Below are 18093 nucleotides of genomic sequence, written 5' to 3'. Positions count from 1 at the left end.
GCCAGACCGTTCGACCCGATGTGATTGCCCGGCGGCCTGGGCCTCGGTACCGTGGAGTCAGCGACGTGCGAACGTCGCGCACAATCTTTGAGAGGCGATCGCATGAGTGAACTCATTCGAAGCGATGGGGACCGCTACGACCTCGGACTGCTCTTCACCGACGGTCTGCCCGAGATGGACGACTCGTCAGGGTACCGTGGCGCCGTAGCGGCCCGAGCCGCTGGAATCAGCTATCGCCAGCTCGACTACTGGGCTCGCACAGAGCTCGTCGAGCCTACCGTGCGTGGCGCGGCGGGGTCCGGCTCGCAGCGTCTCTACGGCTTCCGCGACATCCTCGTGCTCAAGCTCGTCAAGCGCCTTCTCGACACCGGTATCTCTCTTCAACAGATCCGTACAGCCGTGAACCAGCTTCGTGAGGCGGGTGTCAACGATCTCGCCCAGACCACGCTCATGAGTGACGGCGCGAGCGTCTATCTCTGCACGTCCGATGATGAGGTCATCGACCTCGTCAGCAGAGGCCAGGGGGTCTTCGGCATCGCCGTCGGCAAGGTGCTGCGCGAGGTCGAGTCCAGCCTCGTCGAACTCGACACACAGACGGTCGACCCGATGGACGAGCTCGCCGCTCGGCGCGCCACCCGTAAGATCTCCTGAGGCGTTCCCTCGCGGGTCCCCGATCCGTTGTGTTCGCGCCGGTCGAAGGTTCTCGCCAGGTCGGGCTCGCCCGAGGCGGCCTCCCCCTACTGCGCCTGCTGTTCGGCGTACTCGGCAAGGCGGGCGGTCCGCAGCACCCGGTCGAGTAGTTGGTCGAAGTAGCGCGCCATCTCCTGAGCGCTGTCGCCGGGCCAGATGTGCAGTGGCTGTGCGGCTCCCTGCGCCTGCTGCAGTGAGGTGCGTTCTGGGAGCTGCGGACTGAGCACGAGCGGACCGAACATGTCACGGAGTTCCTTGATGCGGAACTGGTGTTCGAGCGACTGAACACGGGCCCGATTGACGATGATGCCGAGTGGCTGGAGTCGCGGCGAGAGGCCGCGACGGATCTCCTCGATCGCCCGGAGAGCCCGGTCGGCCGCCGCTACGGAGAACAGGCCGGGCTCGGTGACGACGGTCACCCTGTCGCTCGCCGCCCATGCGGTGCGAGTAAGCGCGTTGAGCGATGGAGCGCAGTCGATGAGGACGAGTTCGTAATCTTTCTCAACATTCGCGAGCGCTTCTTCGAGCTTCCAGATGTCGCGGATGCTGGGGTGCGGTCCGTCGAAGTTGATCGCGGACGGGCTGCCGATCATGACATCGATGGTGCTGCCCGGCCTGCCCCTGGTCCACCCGCTCGGGGCGATCGCGGAACGCACGATCTTCTCCTTGGGAGAGGCGAGGACGTCGGCGACGTTGAGGTGTCCGGCAACTGTGATGTCCATGCCCGTCGAGACGTCTGACTGCGGATCGAGATCCACCACGAGAGTGCGGATGCCGCGCGCGAAAGACGCCGATGCAAGACCGAGAGTCACCGTGGTCTTGCCGACGCCTCCCTTCAGGGAGCTGACGGAGAGAACGTGCACAAGTAGATACGTTACCTTTACTAGTCTTAGAGAACCTAACCGTTAGCTGTACGCCGCTCGCGCTCGAAAGGTCTGCATGTTCAAGAAGATCCTTGTCGCCAATCGCGGTGAGATCGCTATTCGGGCGTTTCGCGCCGCCGTCGAGGTCGGGGCTAAGACGGTTGCGGTCTTCCCCCACGAGGATCGCAATTCCCTGCATCGCTTGAAAGCAGACGAGGCCTATCAGATCGGAGAGCCAGGGCATCCCGTCCGGGCCTATCTCGATGTCAAGGAGATCATCCGCGTCGCTCTCGACAGCGGCGCGGACGCCATCTATCCCGGCTACGGCTTCCTCTCTGAGAATCCTGAGCTCGCTGAGGCGGCCCGAGCAGCCGGCATCGCCTTTATCGGCCCGCCCAAGGAAGTGCTCGAGATGGCCGGCAATAAGGTCACCGCCAAGGAGCACGCGATCGCGGCGGGGGTTCCCGTGCTCAAGTCGACGCCGCCCTCGTGCGACGTCGACCTCCTCGTCTCCCAAGCCGATGAGATCGGATTCCCCATCTTCGCCAAGGCCGTCGCGGGCGGTGGCGGTCGTGGCATGCGCCGCGTCGCCAGCAAGGGCGAGCTCCGCGCCTCGCTCGAGGAGGCCATGCGCGAGGCCGACAGCGCTTTCGGCGATCCGACCATGTTCCTCGAGCAAGCCGTGCTGCGTCCGCGCCACATCGAGGTGCAGATCCTCGCCGATGCCGATGGCGGCACCGTCCACCTGTTCGAACGCGACTGCTCGGTGCAGCGTCGTCATCAGAAGGTCATCGAGATCGCCCCCGCTCCGAACCTGAGCGACGAGATCCGCGAACGCCTCTACGCCGACGCCGTCGCGTTCGCGCGGTCGATCGGCTATGTCAACGCGGGAACCGTCGAGTTCCTGCTCGACACGGCGGGGGAGCGCGCCGGCCAGCACTTCTTCATCGAGATGAACCCGCGCATCCAGGTCGAACACACCGTCACGGAGGAGGTGACGGATGTCGATCTCGTGCAGGCGCAGATCCGCATCGCAGCGGGGGAGAGCCTCGGCGACCTCGGGCTCAGCCAAGACAACATCAGACTGCGTGGTGCCGCCCTGCAGTGTCGCATCACCACCGAGGACCCGACGGCGGGTTTCCGGCCGGACACCGGCAAGATCACCACCTATCGCTCACCGGGCGGGGCGGGGATCCGTCTCGACGGCGGAACCATCAACCCGGGTGCGCAGATCAGCCCGCACTTCGACTCGATGCTCACCAAGCTCACGTGTCGTGGTCGCGACTATGCGACAGCCGTCGCGCGTTCGAAGCGAGCCCTTGCCGAGTTCCGCATCCGTGGCGTCTCCACCAACATCCCGTTCCTGCAGGCCGTGCTGGAAGATCCCGCTTTCGTAGCGGGTGACCTGAGCACCTCCTTCATCGATGAGCGACCCGAGTTGCTGCGCGGACGGGTCTCCAAGGACCGCGGAACCAAGATCCTCAACTGGCTGGCCGACGTCACCGTCAACCAGCCGAACGGTCAGCCGATCACCACGGTCAACCCCGTCGACAAACTCCCGGTGGTCAACCTCTCCCAGCCGGCGCCGTCCGGCTCTCGGCAGCGGCTTCTCGAGCTTGGCCCGACCGGATTCGCGGCGGCACTGCGCGCCCAGACCGCGCTCGCGGTGACGGACACGACCTTCCGCGACGCCCACCAGTCGCTGCTCGCGACGCGAGTGCGCACTCGTGACCTCGTCGCCGTCGCCCCCTACGTCGCCCGGTTGACGCCGGAACTACTCTCGGTCGAGGCGTGGGGAGGCGCGACCTACGACGTGGCCCTCCGCTTCCTCGGCGAGGACCCGTGGGAGCGTTTGGCGTCTCTGCGTGAGGCACTGCCCAACATCAACCTCCAGATGCTGCTCCGCGGGCGCAACACGGTCGGCTACACCCCGTACCCCTCCGAGGTGACGGATGCCTTCGTGCGCGAGGCCGCCGCCACGGGTGTCGACATCTTCCGCATCTTCGATGCCCTCAACGACGTCTCCCAGATGCGCCCGGCGATCGAATCGGTGCTCGCGACCGGTCACGCCATCGCCGAGGTCGCCGTCTGCTACACCGGCGACCTGCTCGATCCGGCCGAGGATCTCTATACCCTCGACTACTACCTGCGTCTCGCGGAACAGATCGTCGAATCCGGTGCACACGTGCTCGCCATCAAGGACATGGCGGGTCTGTTGCGCCCGAGCGCGGCGGAGAAGCTCGTCGGTGCGTTCCGTGAACGCTTCGACCTCCCGGTGCACGTGCACACGCACGACACACCCGGCGGTCAGCTCGCGACTCTGCTCGCCGCCGCCCGAGCCGGCGCCGATGCGGTCGACGTCGCCAGCGCCCCGATGGCCGGAACGACGAGCCAGCCGTCCGCATCCTCCCTCGTCGCCGCTCTCGCGCACACCGAACGCGACACCGGCATCTCGCTCTCCGCGATCTCGGACCTCGAACCGTACTGGGAGGCCGTGCGTCAGGTCTACCGCCCCTTCGAGTCCGGTCTCGCCGGTCCGACCGGACGCGTCTACACGCACGAGATCCCCGGCGGTCAGCTGTCGAACCTGCGTCAGCAGGCGATCGCCCTCGGTCTGGCGAACGACTTCGAGCTCGTCGAAGACATGTACGCCGCCGCGAACAAGATCCTCGGGCGTGTGCCCAAGGTGACCCCGTCGTCGAAAGTCGTCGGCGACCTGGCGCTGCACCTCGCGGCCGTTCACGCCGACCCGATCGACTTCGCCGCGAATCCCGAGAAGTACGACATACCCGATTCGGTGGTCGGATTCATGGCCGGCGAACTCGGCGAGCTGCCCGGCGGCTGGCCGGAGCCGTTTCGCACCAAGGTCCTCGCGGGCAAGACGGTGCGCATCGGCGTGACCGAGCTGACCGTGGAGGAGCGCGACGCGCTGGAGGCCGACAGCGCCAGTCGTCGCGCCACTCTCAACCGCTTGCTCTTCCCGGCACCGACGCGCCAGTTCGAGCAGATCCGGGAGCTCTTCGGAGACCTGTCGACCGTCGACACCGTCGACTACCTCTACGGGCTCAAACCCGGCAGCGAGCACGTCGTCGAGATCGGCAAGGGCGTGCGCTTGTACGCCGGGCTCGAGGCGATCGGCGAGGCGGACGACAAGGGCATGCGCACCGTCATGACGATCCTCAACGGTCAGCTTCGCCCCGTCTTCGTGCGGGATCGCAGCATCGCCGTCGAGTCGAAGGCCGCGGAGAAGGCGGACGCCTCGCAGCCCGGCCAGATCGCCGCGCCGTTCTCGGGTGTCGTGACCCTGCATCTCGAGGTCGGTGCCGAGGTGGGTGCCGGGCAATCCGTGGCGTCGATCGAGGCCATGAAGATGGAGGCGGCCATCACCTCGCCGGTCTCCGGTGTCGTAGAGCGTCTCGCCATCCCCAAGACACAGCAAGTCGACGCGGGCGATCTGCTCGTAGTGGTCCGCCCACGCTAAGCTTGGTCGCTGATTCCGAGGGGATGAACATGACCGTGCCAGACACGCACGACGACGACGGCTCGCAGCTTCTTGCACGCGACCCCGGCGCCGCAGACGAGTACCATGGCGAGCTTCCGCCGCGCACGAACGGCAGCCTCGCGTCGACGCTTCCTGAAAGCTTGAGCATCCAGGTCGACCTGCCACCGGCTCCCCGTCGGGAGATTCCCGCGGACGAGATCGCGGTCGCCATCGACGATATCGCCGTCAACCCGGGGCTCGTCGAGACCGCGGAGCCCTCGACGACGTCGATCGAGGTCATCACTCCGTCGGTGCGCCGCACGAGTGAGCACTCCCCGCTCACCGTGGCATCGGGTTCGCCCTATGACGCGCTTCTCGGGGCGGATGCCGCCGCGCAGCAATCCCGTCGGGAGCGCCTGCGCTCCGAGAACCTCGAGGTCGCGCACGCTCCCGTCTTCGAGGAGCACACCGATCGACTGCTCCGTTCGAATGCCCCCGAGGCGGCGGCGATGCTCACCGCCGACCGACTGCTCGAGGTCAATCGCAAGACCCGTCCGGCTCCGCACGGCGGTTGGAGCCGTTTCGTCTACACCGTGACCTTCCACGGCGTGAACCTGGGTGACTCCGCCAAGGTGCGTGCCGAGAAGGAGATGGATGCCCGCATCCAGAAGCAGTTCCAGGGTGGAACCCGCTTCGTTCCCGTGCTCACTCGCAAGGGCGGGGTCGGTAAGACGACCGTGACGGCGCTCCTGGGTATGGCCCTCGCCGACGCGCGCGAGGATCGCATCATCGCGGTAGACGCGAACCCCGACCGAGGGACGCTCTCGGAGCGCGTCAACAAGCAGACGCGAGCCACCGTGCGCGACGTCGTGACCAAAGCGCACTCGATCGGCGGCTTCACCGACTTCTCCGCGCTCGTCTCGCGCGACGAGACACGCCTCGACATTCTCGCCTCAGACACCGACCCGATGCTCTCGGAGGCGTTCGACGAAGACGACTACAACGTCGTGGCCGATTTGGCCGCACGCTTCTACTCGATCGTGCTCACGGATTGCGGAACGGGAATCGTGCACTCGGTCATGCGTGCGACCCTGCAGCGCGCCGATTCGATCGTGATCGTCTCCGGCGGCAGTGTCGACGAGGCGCGGCTCGCCTCTGAGACCCTCACGTGGCTCGAGGCGAACGGTTACGGCGATCTCGTGCGCAACGCCGTCGTGGCACTGAACACAGCGACCCAGGGCACCAACCTCGTGAAGCTCGAGGAGATCGAGTCGCACTTCCAGTCGCGCGTGCGTGAGATCGTGCGGATCCCGTACGACCCGCAGCTTGCCGCGGGATCGGTCGTGCACTACAAGGACCTCAAGCCGCTCACCCGGCACTCGGCACGCATACTCGCCGCACTCGTCGTCGAGGGACTCCCGGCCGAGCGCGGGGTGTAGCAGGGCATGACGGAACGCGTCATCCGGGTCTTCGGCGATCCCGTCCTCAAGACCGTCTCCGAGCCGATCGGAACGATCGACGAGCATGTGCGAGGTCTTGTTCAGGATCTGATCGACAGTGTCAAGCCGCCGGGCAGGGCCGGCGTCGCAGCGTCGCAGATCGGCGTGAATCTGCGGGCATTCAGCTACAACGTCGATGGCGAGATCGGCTACATCATCAATCCCGTGATCGTCGAGCTCTCCGGTGAGCCGGAACTCGTCGGCGAAGGCTGCCTGTCGGTACCTGGCCTCTGGTATCCGACGATGCGCCATCCCTTCGCACGTGTCACCGGCATCGATCTCGACGGCAAGCTCATCGAGCTCTCGGGCCATGGGCTCATGGCGCAGGCGCTTCAGCACGAGACCGACCATCTCGACGGCCTGCTCTACCTCGACCGGCTCGACAAGGAGAGTCGTCGCGCGGCGATGAAGGAGCTCCGCGAGTCGGACTGGTTCTAGCGGATCGCGACTCGACGGCTGTCGGCCGTCGATCGAGCTTCGGCTGTCGTTGGGTGGACTGCCTGTTGCGGGGCGATCTGCCCGCCACAGGGAGAGTCTGCCCGCAGCCGATTGGGCTCGCTCACCGTTGATCGAGCCTGTCGACTCACCGTAACGGGGCGGGCGGAGGGGATCCGCTACGCCGAGATGCTGTGTCCCTCGGTCGCCGCGGCGCCCGAGTACATCTCCTCGATGACATCGGCGAAATCCTGGAGGATGACGTTGCGTTTGATGCTGAGCTTGGGGGTGAGGTGACCGCTCGCCTCTGTAAGCTCCGTCGCGAGCACACGGAACTTGCGGATGGACTCGGCGCGCGAGACCATCTCGTTTGCCGCATCGACCGCGCGCTGCACCTCAGCGAGCACGTGCGGGTTGACGCAGGCCTCCTCGAGAGTCATGGCGGCATCCTCGCCGTTGTTGTTCAGCCACACCGGGAGCATCTCAGGGTCGAGGGTCACGAGAGCCGAGATGAACGGCCTCTGATCGCCGACCACGATGACCTGGCCGACGAGCGGGTTGGCACGGATCGGATCCTCGAGTGCAGCCGGCGCGACGTTCTTACCGCCGGCCGTGACGATGATCTCCTTCTTGCGACCCGTGATCGTGAGGAAGCCGTCCGAATCGAACGAGCCGATGTCGCCCGTCTTGAACCATCCGTCGCGGAAGGCCTCGGCCGTCGCCTCGGGATTCTTCCAGTACTCCTCGAAGACGCAGATGCCTTTGACCTCGATCTCGCCGTCGTCGGCGATCCGGATGGCGTTGCCGGGCAGGGCGGGGCCGACGGTTCCGATCTTCGACTTGTTGGCGAGGTTGACGGACACCGGCGCGGTGGTCTCTGTGAGTCCGTAGCCCTCGAGGATCACGATGCCGAGCGAGTGATAGAAGTGGCCGAGCCGGGAGCCCAGCGGCGCAGAGCCCGAGACGGCGTATTTGACATTGCCGCCCAAGGCGGCTCGCAGCTTTCCGTAGACGAGCTTGTCGAAGAGCTTGAATCTGAGGGCGAGCCCGAACGGGACCTTGCCTGCCTCGACGGCCTTGGAATGCTCGACGGCGACGTCTGCCGCAGCCCGGAAGATCTTGCCCTTGCCGCCGGCCTCGGCCTTCTGCTCCGAGACGTTGTAGACCTTCTCGAAGACCCGGGGTACGGCGAGCAGGAAGGTCGGCTTGAAGCTCGCCATCGAAGGCAGGAGCTGCTTGGTGTCCGGCTGGTGACCGACGCGCACTCCCGCGTGGACGCACAGGACCGTGATGAAGCGGGCGAAGACATGCGCGGTCGTGATGAAGAGCAGCGTCGAAGCGCCGTTCTCGTCGTTGAGGACCTCTTTGAGCGCGACGGCGGAATTGCGCGAGAGCTCGACGAAGTTCGAGTGGGTGAGCACACATCCCTTCGGCTTGCCGGTCGAGCCAGAGGTGTAGATGAGGGTCGCGATATCGCTGCCGACGGCGAGGTTGCGGCGGCGTTCGATCTCTTCGTCGGGAACCTCGACGCCGGCGGCGGAGAGCTTGTCGAGGTCTCCGAGGTCCACCTGCCAGACGGGACCGATCGCGGGGAGGTCCGGGTGGACCTCGTCGAAGCGGGCGAAGTGGTCGGGTGTCTCCAGGATCACCGCGATCGCCCCGGAATCGCTCAGGTTCCAGCGGACCTGGCTCGGAGAACTCGTCTCGTACACGGGAACGAGCACGGCACCGGCGAACCAGACGGCGAAGTCGACGAGAGTCCACTCGTAGCGCGTCTTGCACATGAGCCCGATCTTGTCGCCGGGCTGGATGCCGGAGGCGACGAGGCCTTTCGCGAGAGCGACGACCTGAGCATGGAACTCCGCGGTCGTGACTGGCAGCCATCCGCCGTCCTTCGGCAGGGAGAAGAGCACGGAATCGGGCGTCGTTGTGAGGCGGTCGATCAACAGCTCGGTGCAGTTTGCCTCGGGATCGGCTGGGACGACAACAGGTGTGGCGAACTCTGGCACGGCAACTCCTTTGGTACCGGTGAAGACTGGTTCTTTGCTCTGATCGCAGCGTATTGGGCGATCGGAGAACGGGTCGTCGCCGGCGAAACTGGTTTACTACACTCTAAATGGTGTGCGGAGCCCTTGGTCCATCGGCCCGCATGCCTTCCCTCCACCCCACGAAAGGTCACGGCACGTGCACGCGATCGGAATCGACATTGGCGGTACCAAGATCGCCGGAGCCCTCGTGGATGAGTACGGAACGATCGTGCGGTCGGAACGTGTTCCCACGCCGGCCGGCGATTCCGTGCTCATCGAGGACGCGGTCGTCGGCATGATCCGGAGCCTCTCGGACGGCGAGGACGTCGTCGCGGCAGGCGTCGCCGCCGCCGGCTTCATCGACGCCGCTCAGTCCACCGTCTATTACGCGCCCAACATCAACTGGCGCAACGAGCCATTCCGGGTGAAGCTCGAGGCCCGCCTCGAGCTTCCCGTCGTCGTCGAGAACGATGCGAACGCGGCCGGCTGGGCGGAGTTCCGCTACGGCGCCGGTCGGCTCTACAGCGACATGGTCACTCTCACGATCGGCACAGGGGTCGGCGGGGCCATTGTCGCGAGCGACCGGCTCTTCCGGGGCGGCTTCGGCGCCGGCGCAGAGCTCGGGCACGTGCGTATCGTCCCCGACGGGCTGTCTTGCGGGTGCGGTGCCCGTGGCTGTATCGAGCAGTACGGATCCGGTCGGGCGCTTCTGCGTATGGCCAACGAACTCGCCGACGCCGGTGGCATCGGTCAGACACTCGCCGACGTCCGGCGACGCAACGGCAGACTGAGCGGCAAGGATGTCGCCGTGCTCATCGATGCGGGCGACGGCGGCGCTCTCGCCGCGCTCCGTCAGCTCGGCCACTGGCTCGGACAAGCCTGCGCGAGCTTCTCGGCCGTGCTCGATCCGCAGGTCTTCGTGTTCGGCGGGGGAGTGTCCGTCGCCGGCGATCTGCTGCTCGACCCGATCCGATCCTCCTTCCTCGACCATCTGCCCGCGCGTGGGTACCACCCGGAACCCGACTTCCTCGTCGCCGAACTCGTCAACGACGCGGGCGTCGTCGGTGCGGCCGACCTGGCCAGACTGAGGGCCGGTCAGGGCTGATACCGACGGTCACCACCGGTTCTACGACCGCGCGGTATCCTGATTCGAGATCGACGAGGAGACGCTGATGTTCTACTGGCTGATGAAAAACATCGTCGTCGGGCCGATCCTGCTCGCGATCTTCCGGCCCTGGGTAGTCGGTCTCGAGAACGTTCCCAAGAACGGCGCGGCGATCCTCGCCAGCAACCACCTCTCCTTCATCGACTCGATCTTTCTGCCTCTCGTCGTCGAGCGCCGTATGGCCTTCCTCGCCAAGAGCGAGTACTTCACCGGCAAGGGGCTCAAGGGGTGGGTGACGAAGGTCTTCTTCACGGCGACGGGGCAGCTCCCTATCGATCGCTCCGGCGGCAAGGCCTCGGAGGCATCGCTCAATACCGGACTCGGCGTGCTCGGCCGCGGCGAACTGCTCGGCATCTATCCTGAGGGAACCCGCAGCCCCGATGCCAAGATGTACCGGGGCCGCACCGGTGTCGCACGGATGGTGCTCGAGGCCGGTGTACCCATCGTTCCCGTCGCGATGATCGACACCGAGAAGGTCATGCCTATCGGTGTGCGCATTCCGAAGGTGCGTCGAATCGGGATCATCATCGGAGAGCCCCTCGACTTCAGCCGCTTCGACGGCATGGAGGGCGATCGCTTCGTGTTGCGTTCCGTGACCGACGAACTCATGTACGAGCTGAACAGACTCAGCGGGCAGGAATACGTGGACGTCTATGCGAGTTCCGTCAAGGAGCAGCGGGCAGGTCTTTCACGATAGGCTTTTCCACGTTTGGCCGTCAGCATTGCGGCAGTCACCCCCTTCCGGTGCCGCACCCGGCGCCGTTCACGAGAAAACAGGAATAGTCCCGTGGCAGACCACACCGAACCGGTCGTATTGGCAGAAGAGTCTGTGATTGCCGGTCTGGACCATTGGCGTACCCTTCCCATCAAGCAGCAGCCGAACTGGCCCGACACGGACGCGGTCGCCGCCGCATCCGCGGAGCTGGCCACGCTCCCTCCGCTCGTCTTCGCAGGCGAGGTCGACATCCTCCGCACCCGGCTGGCCTCCGCCGCCCGTGGTGAGGCGTTCCTGTTGCAGGGCGGCGACTGTGCCGAGACCTTTGCCGGCGCGACCGCCGACCAGATCCGCGACCGGGTGAAGACCGTGCTGCAGATGGCCATCGTCCTCACCTACGGCGTGTCCATGCCGGTCGTGAAGATGGGGCGTATGGCCGGTCAGTTCGCGAAACCGCGTTCGAGTGACAGCGAGACCCGCGGCGATGTGACCCTGCCAGCGTACCGCGGTGACGTCGTCAACGGCTACGATTTCACGCCGGAATCCCGGGCGGCCGATCCGGCCAGGCTGATCAGGGGCTATCACACCGCGGCCTCGACGCTGAACCTCATCCGGGCGTTCACTCAGGGCGGTTTCGCCGACCTGCGTCAGGTGCACAGCTGGAACCAGGGGTTCGCCGCCAACCCGGCGAACCAGCGCTACGAGAAGCTCGCCAAGGAGATCGATCGTGCCATCCGGTTCATGGCCGCCTGCGGAGCCGACTTCGACGAGCTCAAGCGCACCGAGTTCTACACTGGCCACGAAGCTCTGCTCATGGACTACGAGCGACCGATGACCCGCATCGATTCGCGCACGGGTACGCCGTACAACACCTCGGCGCACTTCCTCTGGATCGGCGAGCGCACGCGCGAGCTCGACGGCGCTCACGTCGACTTCCTGTCGCGGGTGCGCAACCCCATCGGGGTGAAGCTCGGCCCGGGCACGACCCCAGAGGCCATGGTCGAACTCGTCGACAAGCTCGACCCCGACCGGGAGCCTGGTCGGCTCACGTTCATCACGCGGATGGGGGCAGACAAGATCCGCGATGTGCTTCCACCGCTGCTCGAGGCGATCAAAGGGAGCGACGCGAACCCGGTATGGGTCGCTGACCCTATGCACGGCAACGGTCTGACGACCCCGACCGGGTACAAGACCCGTCGTTTCGACGACGTCGTCGATGAGGTCAAGGGCTTCTTCGAGGCGCACCGGGCTATCGGCACGAACCCAGGCGGCATCCACGTAGAGCTCACCGGCGACGATGTCACCGAGTGCCTGGGCGGTTCGGAGCAGATCGACGAGGCAACTCTCGCGACCCGGTACGAGTCGTTGTGCGATCCGCGCCTCAACCACATGCAGTCGCTCGAACTCGCCTTTCTCGTCGCAGAGGAGCTCGCAGCCGCTCGCTAGCGCAGACCGTCTCGTCGGCTGTTGCGCGGGACTCGTCTCGTCTCGCGGACGGATACTGCTCCACGTAACCGGAGGTGTCTGCGCGGCGCCTGGATCCGTCGACCTCAGTCGCCCGGATTTCCGAAGTAGATCTTGACGGTCGAGCCGCGCTTGAGCTCCTTTCCCGCATCCGGTCGCTGGTAGTTCACCGTCAGCACTCCTTCCGTGAAGCCGGGGATGTCGGCGACGACCACGAAGCCGAGTGCCTCGAGTTCCGTGCGTGCCGCCGCGATCGTCTTGCCGATGACCGTGGGGACGGCGACGACGTCTTGGCCCTTGGAGACGCGCAGGGTGAGCGTGTCCGAGACGCGGACCGGGGCGTTGCTCGCCCTGACGGCGGCGATGACGGTGTCCTTGGGGAACTCGTCGCTGAACTCGGGCTCGCCGGGGACGGCCGACAGGCCGACGCTCTGGAGCATCGCCGTCGCCCCCGCGACCGACTTGCCCGCCACATCCGGGATCGGTCCGACGGAGACGACGAGGGTGATCTTCTGCTTCTCGGGATACTGCTCTCCGAGAGGGTTGCCGTCTTTGTCGAGTGCAGCGATCACGATGCCGGCGGGGACCTCGGAGGAGAACTCGCGAATCGAGTCTCCGACGGTGAAGGCGGCGAGTGCTTGCCGTGCCGCATCCTCGCTCAACCCGGCGACGGCTGTAACGGGCAGGATCGCCGGTCCCAGAGAGATGAAGAGGGTCACGGTCGAGCCCTTTCGGACGCTCTGACCACCGGCGGGATACGTTCCGGACACCGCGCCCTCCGGAACGTCGGCATCGTTGCGCTCCGAGAGCGAAACGGCGAGTTCGGTGCCTTCGAGCAGAGCGGTGGCGTCCTCCTTGGTCTTTCCCACGACCTGGGGAACCGAGACCTGGGAACCCGGCCCGGCACCGAAATACCAACCGGTCCCTCCCGCGAGCGCGGCGAGCAGAACGACGAGCGCGAACAGCCAGTAGCCCTTGTGTTTGCGCGATGCAGCCTTCGCGGCGAGTCTGGTCGTGCTCGAGGGTTCGACAGGACCAGTCCGGTGCTTCGGCACCGTTCCGCCGAGGATCTGCGTCTCCGCGTCGGCCGTGAGCGGGTCGATGCCGTTCGGCAGGAGCATCGTCGGCTGGATTCCCGCCACCGCGGTCGCGGGATCGCGCACGAGTTTCTCGACATCGAGCAATTGGTCGAGCATCGCCCGCGCATCCCGAGGACGATCCTCGGGATCCTTGGCGGTGGCCCAGAGCACGAGTTCGTCGAGTTCGCGGGGAACCGTGGGGTTCTTGCTGCTCGGCATCGGAACGGAGTCGTTGGCGTGCTGGTAGGCGATCTGCATGGGCGCCTCGCCGACGAACGGCTGCTCGCCTGTGAGCATCTCGTACATCATGATGCCGAGCGCATAGATGTCGCTTCGTGCATCCGCAACGCCGCGGGTCACGAGTTCGGGGGAGAGGTATGCGATCGTACCGAGCAGCGCCTGTCCCGTCGCCGTGTTCGCGCTAGCGGCCCTGGCGAGTCCGAAGTCGCCGATCTTGATGCGACCATCGTCTGCGAGCAGCACGTTCTCAGGCTTGAGGTCGCGGTGCACGATGCCTGCCTTGTGCGCCGCGGCCAGTCCACCGAGCACGGCCTCCATGATGTCTATGGTCTGCTCGGGGGTCAGTTTGCTGTAGTCCTTGAGCAGATCCCGCAGTGTGATTCCCGGAAGGTACTCCATGACCAGGTAGGCCATGTCGGAGTCTTGACCCTGGTCGAAGACATTGACGACGTTCGGATGCGCCAGCCGGGCGGCCGAGCGCGCCTCCTGCACGAACCGGCTCTTGAACGTGTTGTCGTCGGCCAGATGACCGTGCATGATCTTGATCGCGACGCGGCGCTCGAGGCGCAGATCGGTCGCGAGGTAGACGGTGGCCATGCCGCCCCGCGCGATGCGCGAGCGCACCTGATACCGGCCGTCGATCAGACGTCCGAGCATGGGGTCGGAAGGCGTGGTTGTCACCGTTCGAGTGTATTAACTCGAATGCCTTTCAGCCCGATAAAACACCGTGAAGGCAGGCAATTGGCATGCGTTCGTGACCTCGATCAACCCAATTCGGCTAGCCATGCGCGCGCTGAGTTCTCCCAGGTGGCGTAGTAGCCGGGATATGCGGAGATCTGCACGGCCTGAGCGGCTTGGGTCACGGACAGCGACTCCCAGCCGGGAATGTCGAGCAAGCCGAGTGTGGCACCCGGATTCGGGTTGCTCGCGCCGCCGAAGAACGCGAGGCTGGCCCGCACGGGGTCCATGGCCTGTTCCGGGGTGCCCCAGCCGGCGCTCGGGCGTTGTTGGAAGAGCCCCAGCGAGTCGCGGTCACCGTAGTCGACGTTCCTGAGCCCCGATTCCTGTGCGGCGGCGGCCAGGGCGATGACGATGCCTTGATCGCTCACATCCAGTGAGCGGGCGACCGCGATGATGATGAGGGCGTTGCCGCGCATTTCGTCGCTCAGGGCGATCACCGGGGCTTGAGCGGGGTCGACGGTCGGTACGGGGGCAGGCTCGACGGCGGGGGCAGAGCCGGTCGGGATGACGATCGTCTGACCGGGATAGATGATGCTCGACCAGCCGAGTCCATTCGCATCGAGGATGGCCTGGATGGAGACTCCGGCGGTTTTGGCAATATCACTGACGCTGTCTCCCGACGCGATCGTGTAGCTCGAGCCACTGGCGTCCGCCTGTGGCGGCTGGGCCGACGGTGTCGTCTCAGCGGGCGTGGTCGGAGTGGAAGGGGTCGAGGCCCCTGCATCCGGAAGGACGATTGTCTGCCCGGGGAAGATGGGGCTGTTCCGATCGAGGCCGTTGGCCTTCAGCACGACGTCGGTGGTGAGGCCGCTGGCATCGGCGATGCCGCTGATCGTGTCGCCGGCTTGCACGGTGTGACGGGCGATCTCGGACGATACGGAAGCAGGCGCCTCGCCCGTCGCCGCGCCGGACTCACCGAGCCGTAGCTGCTGGCCCGGGAAGATGAGGCTCGACCAGCCGAGTCCATTGAGTGCGAGCACGGATGCCGTGGACAGGCCGAACCGGGCTGCGACGCCGCTCACGGTGTCGCCGTCGCCGACCGTGTAAGTCGTCGGCACCGGCTCCATGCTCGCGCTCCCCGTAGCGGCGACCCGATCGCCGCTGCGGGGAGCGCTGTGCGGCTCCGGTGTGACAACGCGCGGCTTGAGCTGACGTTTGACGGTCGTGGCGGCCTCGGCGGGTGCAACCAGATTGAAGGTCATGGCGATGGCGCTGACGAGGATGACGGGGACGGTCGTCAGCAGCTTGCGGCATCGGGCCGCACGTCCGAGCGGGGCACGGTGGCGTGGTCGACGGAATGCGTCCTCCGAGGCGGGATACATTGCCGGACGCGCGGCATCGGTGGCGTTCACTCGCTCGACGATGATCGACATCGAAACTCCCGTCGCTCTCTTACGCGGTTCTACGCTGGCACAGAAGTGAAGAAGAGTCAACCAATGTGACCAGAGTGACAAGGGTCTGCGTATTCGTAATGTCGCGGAGTGGTTGGACGTTCCCGTGCGACGTGGCAGTCTTGATGGGTGACCGACGCGTTCTCCAATCGCCAGTGGCTGACCATTCCTGACCTCGTCGACATTCTCGGAGTCAGCCCGAGTCGGATCCATCGACTCTTCGAAGACAGGCACCTGCTCGCCGCCCGCATCGACGGCGTGCTCAAGGTTCCGGCCGACTTCATCGAGGGGACGGAACCACTCGGCGAGCTGCGCGGGACGCTTTTCGTGCTCGCCGATGACGGATTCAGCGACGACCAGGCGATGCGCTGGTTGCTCGAGGAGGATGAGAGCCTGCAGACGGCGCCCATCGACGCGCTCAAGGCCGGCCGAAAGTCCGAGGTCAGGCGTGTCGCGCAGGCCCTGGCCTGATCTCACGACTCCGACCGTCGAAGCGGTGAGTGTTCCTGTGTCGGCGAGATCGACTGTCTCGACGAAGGCCGCGCTGAGCGACCATGGACCTCTCGCCGGTTGAAAGCGATCTTGACGATACGCACTTGGATGTCATGTCCAACCAAGCGGTAAGAACCATTGGTTGACCGGCCAAGCCGGCTGCGAAGGAGAACAACCGTGACAGACGAACTGACCATAACCCGCACCTTCACCGCGCCCCGCGAGCTCGTCTACGCGGCGTGGACCCGACCGGAGCACTTTTCCGTGTGGTTCGGCACCGAGGCGGTCGACGTGCCGCTCGACACCATCTCGATGGACGTGCGGATAGGCGGCGTGTGGACCGCAGTGATGCATCTGCTCGACGGCAACACGATTCACTGGCATGGGAAGTACACCGAGGTCGATCCGCCCAGACGCCTGGCCTTCACGATGGACGACGATCCTTCGAACGACTCGCACGAGCCCGTGACCGTGGCGCTCGCGGAGATCGACGGAGGCACTGAGATGACGCTGACCCAGCCCCGCGGCGGATTCGCCGACGAGCAGCTGGAGCAGACGGTGGTCGGCTACAACGGTTTCTTCGACGCGATGGAGAAACTGCTCGCCGCACAGCTGTGAGGGATGTCCTCCGTCTCGCCGCCGCTCGGCGGCACAGCGATGCCCTAGGCGTCGCGGTGGGTGACCGTCTCGGCCAGATCGCTCAGCCGACGGCGCGCGAGACGGCTGAGGCGTGCATCTGTCATCGTGGTGACGGCGCGCACGACGTTGCGTGAGATGAGCGCCTCGACCTCGTCGACGGCTCCCGATTCGCGGATGGTGCTCTGCAGCATGCGCACTTGGGTCTCGTCGAGTCCCGCGTCGCCGAGCAATTCGTCGAGGATGCGGCGTGTGCTGGCGGGAACCCTCTCGCGGGTGAGCGCGATGAGCACGGTGCGCTTGCCCTCGCGAAGATCGTCGCCACTCGGCTTTCCCGTCACCTCCGCGTCGCCGAAGACGCCGAGGAGGTCGTCGCGCAGCTGATAGGCGATCCCGAGGGGGAGTCCGAAGCTGCGGAGCGCATCGAGCTGAGCCGTGTCGCCCCCTGCCATCGCTGCGCCGATCACGAGAGGGGCTTGGACGCTGTATTTCGCCGACTTGTAGACGATGACGCGTTCCGCGCGACTGCGCAGCTCGTCCTCCGGGCGGCGAAGCCACGCGCGTTCCTCGAGGATGTCGAGGTATTGCCCGGCCGTGACCTCGGTGCGCATGCGATTGAACTCGGAACGCGCCGTACGGGCCGCGCTGCGGTTCTCCAGTGGGTCGAGGCCGGCATCGATCAGTTCGTCACTCCAACCGAGCAGAAGGTCGCCGAGGAGGATTGCGGCGGCGCGGCCGTACTCGATCTCGCTGCCGGCCCAGTCCGCTTCGGCGTGCAACGTCTCGAAGAGCTTGTGCGCGGATGCCGCTCCGCGGCGGGTGTCGGAGTTGTCGATGATGTCGTCGTGCACCAGCGCTGCGGCGTGGAACATCTCGAGGGCCGCTGCGACCGTGACGACCGGCGAGAGATCGGCGACAGGGGTGCTCTCGGCGAAGGGATCGAAGTTGTCGTCGATCCCCGAGACGCTCTGCCATCCCCAATAGCAGAACAAAGCCCGGAAGCGCTTGCCACCGCTGAGAAACTGCCGTGAGAAGTCGAGTAGCGGGGTGAGGTCCTGGCTGATCGAGGCGACAATAGAGGTGCGGTCTGCGAGGAACTCATCGATGCGGGAGTGAACCAGGTCGACCAGTTGGGTACTTTCAGCCACTCGCCTAGCCTAGCCATCGCCCCGGCG

At 65.9% G+C, this 18093-nt stretch carries 14 protein-coding genes; 9 read left to right on the top strand and 5 right to left on the bottom strand.

Annotation, left to right across the window (positions count from 1 at the left end; genetic code table 11):
* Positions 1–102 precede the first annotated feature (102 nt).
* Positions 103–651, top strand: a complete 549-nt coding sequence (locus ACFQB0_RS07075) for a MerR family transcriptional regulator (RefSeq protein ID WP_386729281.1) — start codon at positions 103–105, stop codon at positions 649–651.
* An 86-nt stretch (positions 652–737) separates the two neighbouring features.
* Here the strand turns inward: ACFQB0_RS07075 and ACFQB0_RS07070 are convergent, their stop codons facing one another.
* Complete coding sequence (locus tag ACFQB0_RS07070; protein ID WP_386729278.1) at positions 738–1553, bottom strand: ParA family protein; 816 nt, start codon at positions 1551–1553, stop codon at positions 738–740.
* 76 nt (positions 1554–1629) lie between these two features.
* Between ACFQB0_RS07070 and ACFQB0_RS07065 the strand changes: the two genes are divergently transcribed.
* From ACFQB0_RS07065 to def, 3 genes are read left to right on the top strand one after another with little or no spacing between them, the layout of a single operon-like run.
* Positions 1630–5034: a pyruvate carboxylase gene (locus ACFQB0_RS07065; RefSeq protein WP_386729276.1), complete on the top strand. Its 3405-nt coding sequence runs from the start codon at positions 1630–1632 to the stop codon at positions 5032–5034.
* A gap of 29 nt (positions 5035–5063) precedes the next feature.
* Positions 5064–6473, top strand: a complete 1410-nt coding sequence (locus ACFQB0_RS07060) for a MinD/ParA family ATP-binding protein (protein WP_386729274.1) — start codon at positions 5064–5066, stop codon at positions 6471–6473.
* Between the two features lie 6 nt (positions 6474–6479).
* Entirely contained in the window at positions 6480–6971 is a 492-nt protein-coding gene (def, locus tag ACFQB0_RS07055) for a peptide deformylase (protein ID WP_386729272.1), read from the top strand.
* A 176-nt stretch (positions 6972–7147) separates the two neighbouring features.
* Here the strand turns inward: def and ACFQB0_RS07050 are convergent, their stop codons facing one another.
* Entirely contained in the window at positions 7148–8977 is a 1830-nt protein-coding gene (locus ACFQB0_RS07050; RefSeq protein ID WP_386729269.1) for an AMP-dependent synthetase/ligase, read from the bottom strand.
* A gap of 175 nt (positions 8978–9152) precedes the next feature.
* On the opposite strand from ACFQB0_RS07050, the gene ACFQB0_RS07045 reads away from it, so the two are divergent.
* The 3 genes from ACFQB0_RS07045 (at position 9153) to ACFQB0_RS07035 (ending at position 12321) form a co-directional block, all read left to right on the top strand.
* A complete protein-coding gene (locus tag ACFQB0_RS07045) occupies positions 9153–10100 on the top strand; it encodes an ROK family glucokinase (RefSeq protein ID WP_386729266.1) in 948 nt (315 codons plus the stop codon).
* Between the two features lie 67 nt (positions 10101–10167).
* Entirely contained in the window at positions 10168–10857 is a 690-nt protein-coding gene (locus ACFQB0_RS07040) for a lysophospholipid acyltransferase family protein (protein ID WP_386729263.1), read from the top strand.
* A 90-nt stretch (positions 10858–10947) separates the two neighbouring features.
* Complete coding sequence (locus ACFQB0_RS07035) at positions 10948–12321, top strand: class II 3-deoxy-7-phosphoheptulonate synthase (RefSeq protein ID WP_386729261.1); 1374 nt, start codon at positions 10948–10950, stop codon at positions 12319–12321.
* A gap of 104 nt (positions 12322–12425) precedes the next feature.
* Here ACFQB0_RS07035 and pknB read toward each other — a convergent pair whose 3' ends face one another.
* Together pknB and ACFQB0_RS07025 are read right to left on the bottom strand one after the other, a co-directional pair.
* Positions 12426–14339 (bottom strand): Stk1 family PASTA domain-containing Ser/Thr kinase, encoded by a 1914-nt coding sequence (gene pknB, locus ACFQB0_RS07030; protein ID WP_386729258.1) that lies wholly within the window; start codon positions 14337–14339, stop codon positions 12426–12428.
* Positions 14340–14422: 83 nt separating this feature from the next.
* Entirely contained in the window at positions 14423–15772 is a 1350-nt protein-coding gene (locus tag ACFQB0_RS07025; protein ID WP_386729255.1) for a muramidase family protein, read from the bottom strand.
* Positions 15773–15919: 147 nt separating this feature from the next.
* Here ACFQB0_RS07025 and ACFQB0_RS07020 point away from each other — a divergent pair, with 147 nt between their 5' ends.
* Both ACFQB0_RS07020 and ACFQB0_RS07015 read left to right on the top strand, forming a co-directional pair.
* Positions 15920–16261 carry an Rv2175c family DNA-binding protein gene (locus ACFQB0_RS07020; protein WP_386729254.1) on the top strand — a complete coding sequence of 114 codons (342 nt, stop codon included), beginning with the start codon at positions 15920–15922 and terminating at the stop codon, positions 16259–16261.
* Between the two features lie 198 nt (positions 16262–16459).
* The gene (locus ACFQB0_RS07015) at positions 16460–16900 is read left to right on the top strand and encodes an SRPBCC family protein (protein WP_386729251.1); all 441 of its coding nucleotides are present in this window, start codon (positions 16460–16462) and stop codon (positions 16898–16900) included.
* Positions 16901–16944: 44 nt separating this feature from the next.
* Here the strand turns inward: ACFQB0_RS07015 and ACFQB0_RS07010 are convergent, their stop codons facing one another.
* The gene (locus ACFQB0_RS07010; RefSeq protein WP_386729248.1) at positions 16945–18066 is read right to left on the bottom strand and encodes a polyprenyl synthetase family protein; all 1122 of its coding nucleotides are present in this window, start codon (positions 18064–18066) and stop codon (positions 16945–16947) included.
* Between the last annotated feature and the right edge of the window lie 27 nt (positions 18067–18093).

This window comes from Luethyella okanaganae (assembly GCF_042660285.1).
Taxonomy (GTDB): domain Bacteria; phylum Actinomycetota; class Actinomycetes; order Actinomycetales; family Microbacteriaceae; genus Luethyella; species Luethyella okanaganae.
Note: the sequence above shows the minus strand (reverse complement) of the source record. Positions and strands in the feature narration are given on the sequence as shown.

Bases quoted from the DNA above. Each gene is read 5' to 3' on its own strand.
- ACFQB0_RS07075 (WP_386729281.1), top strand. From the start codon at position 103: ATGAGTGAACTCATTCGAAGCGATGGGGACCGCTACGACCTCGGACTG.
- ACFQB0_RS07065 (WP_386729276.1), top strand. From the start codon at position 1,630: ATGTTCAAGAAGATCCTTGTCGCCAATCGCGGTGAGATCGCTATTCGG.
- ACFQB0_RS07060 (WP_386729274.1), top strand. From the start codon at position 5,064: ATGACCGTGCCAGACACGCACGACGACGACGGCTCGCAGCTTCTTGCA.
- def (WP_386729272.1), top strand. From the start codon at position 6,480: ATGACGGAACGCGTCATCCGGGTCTTCGGCGATCCCGTCCTCAAGACC.
- ACFQB0_RS07040 (WP_386729263.1), top strand. From the start codon at position 10,168: ATGTTCTACTGGCTGATGAAAAACATCGTCGTCGGGCCGATCCTGCTC.
- ACFQB0_RS07025 (WP_386729255.1), bottom strand. From the start codon at position 15,772: ATGTCGATCATCGTCGAGCGAGTGAACGCCACCGATGCCGCGCGTCCG.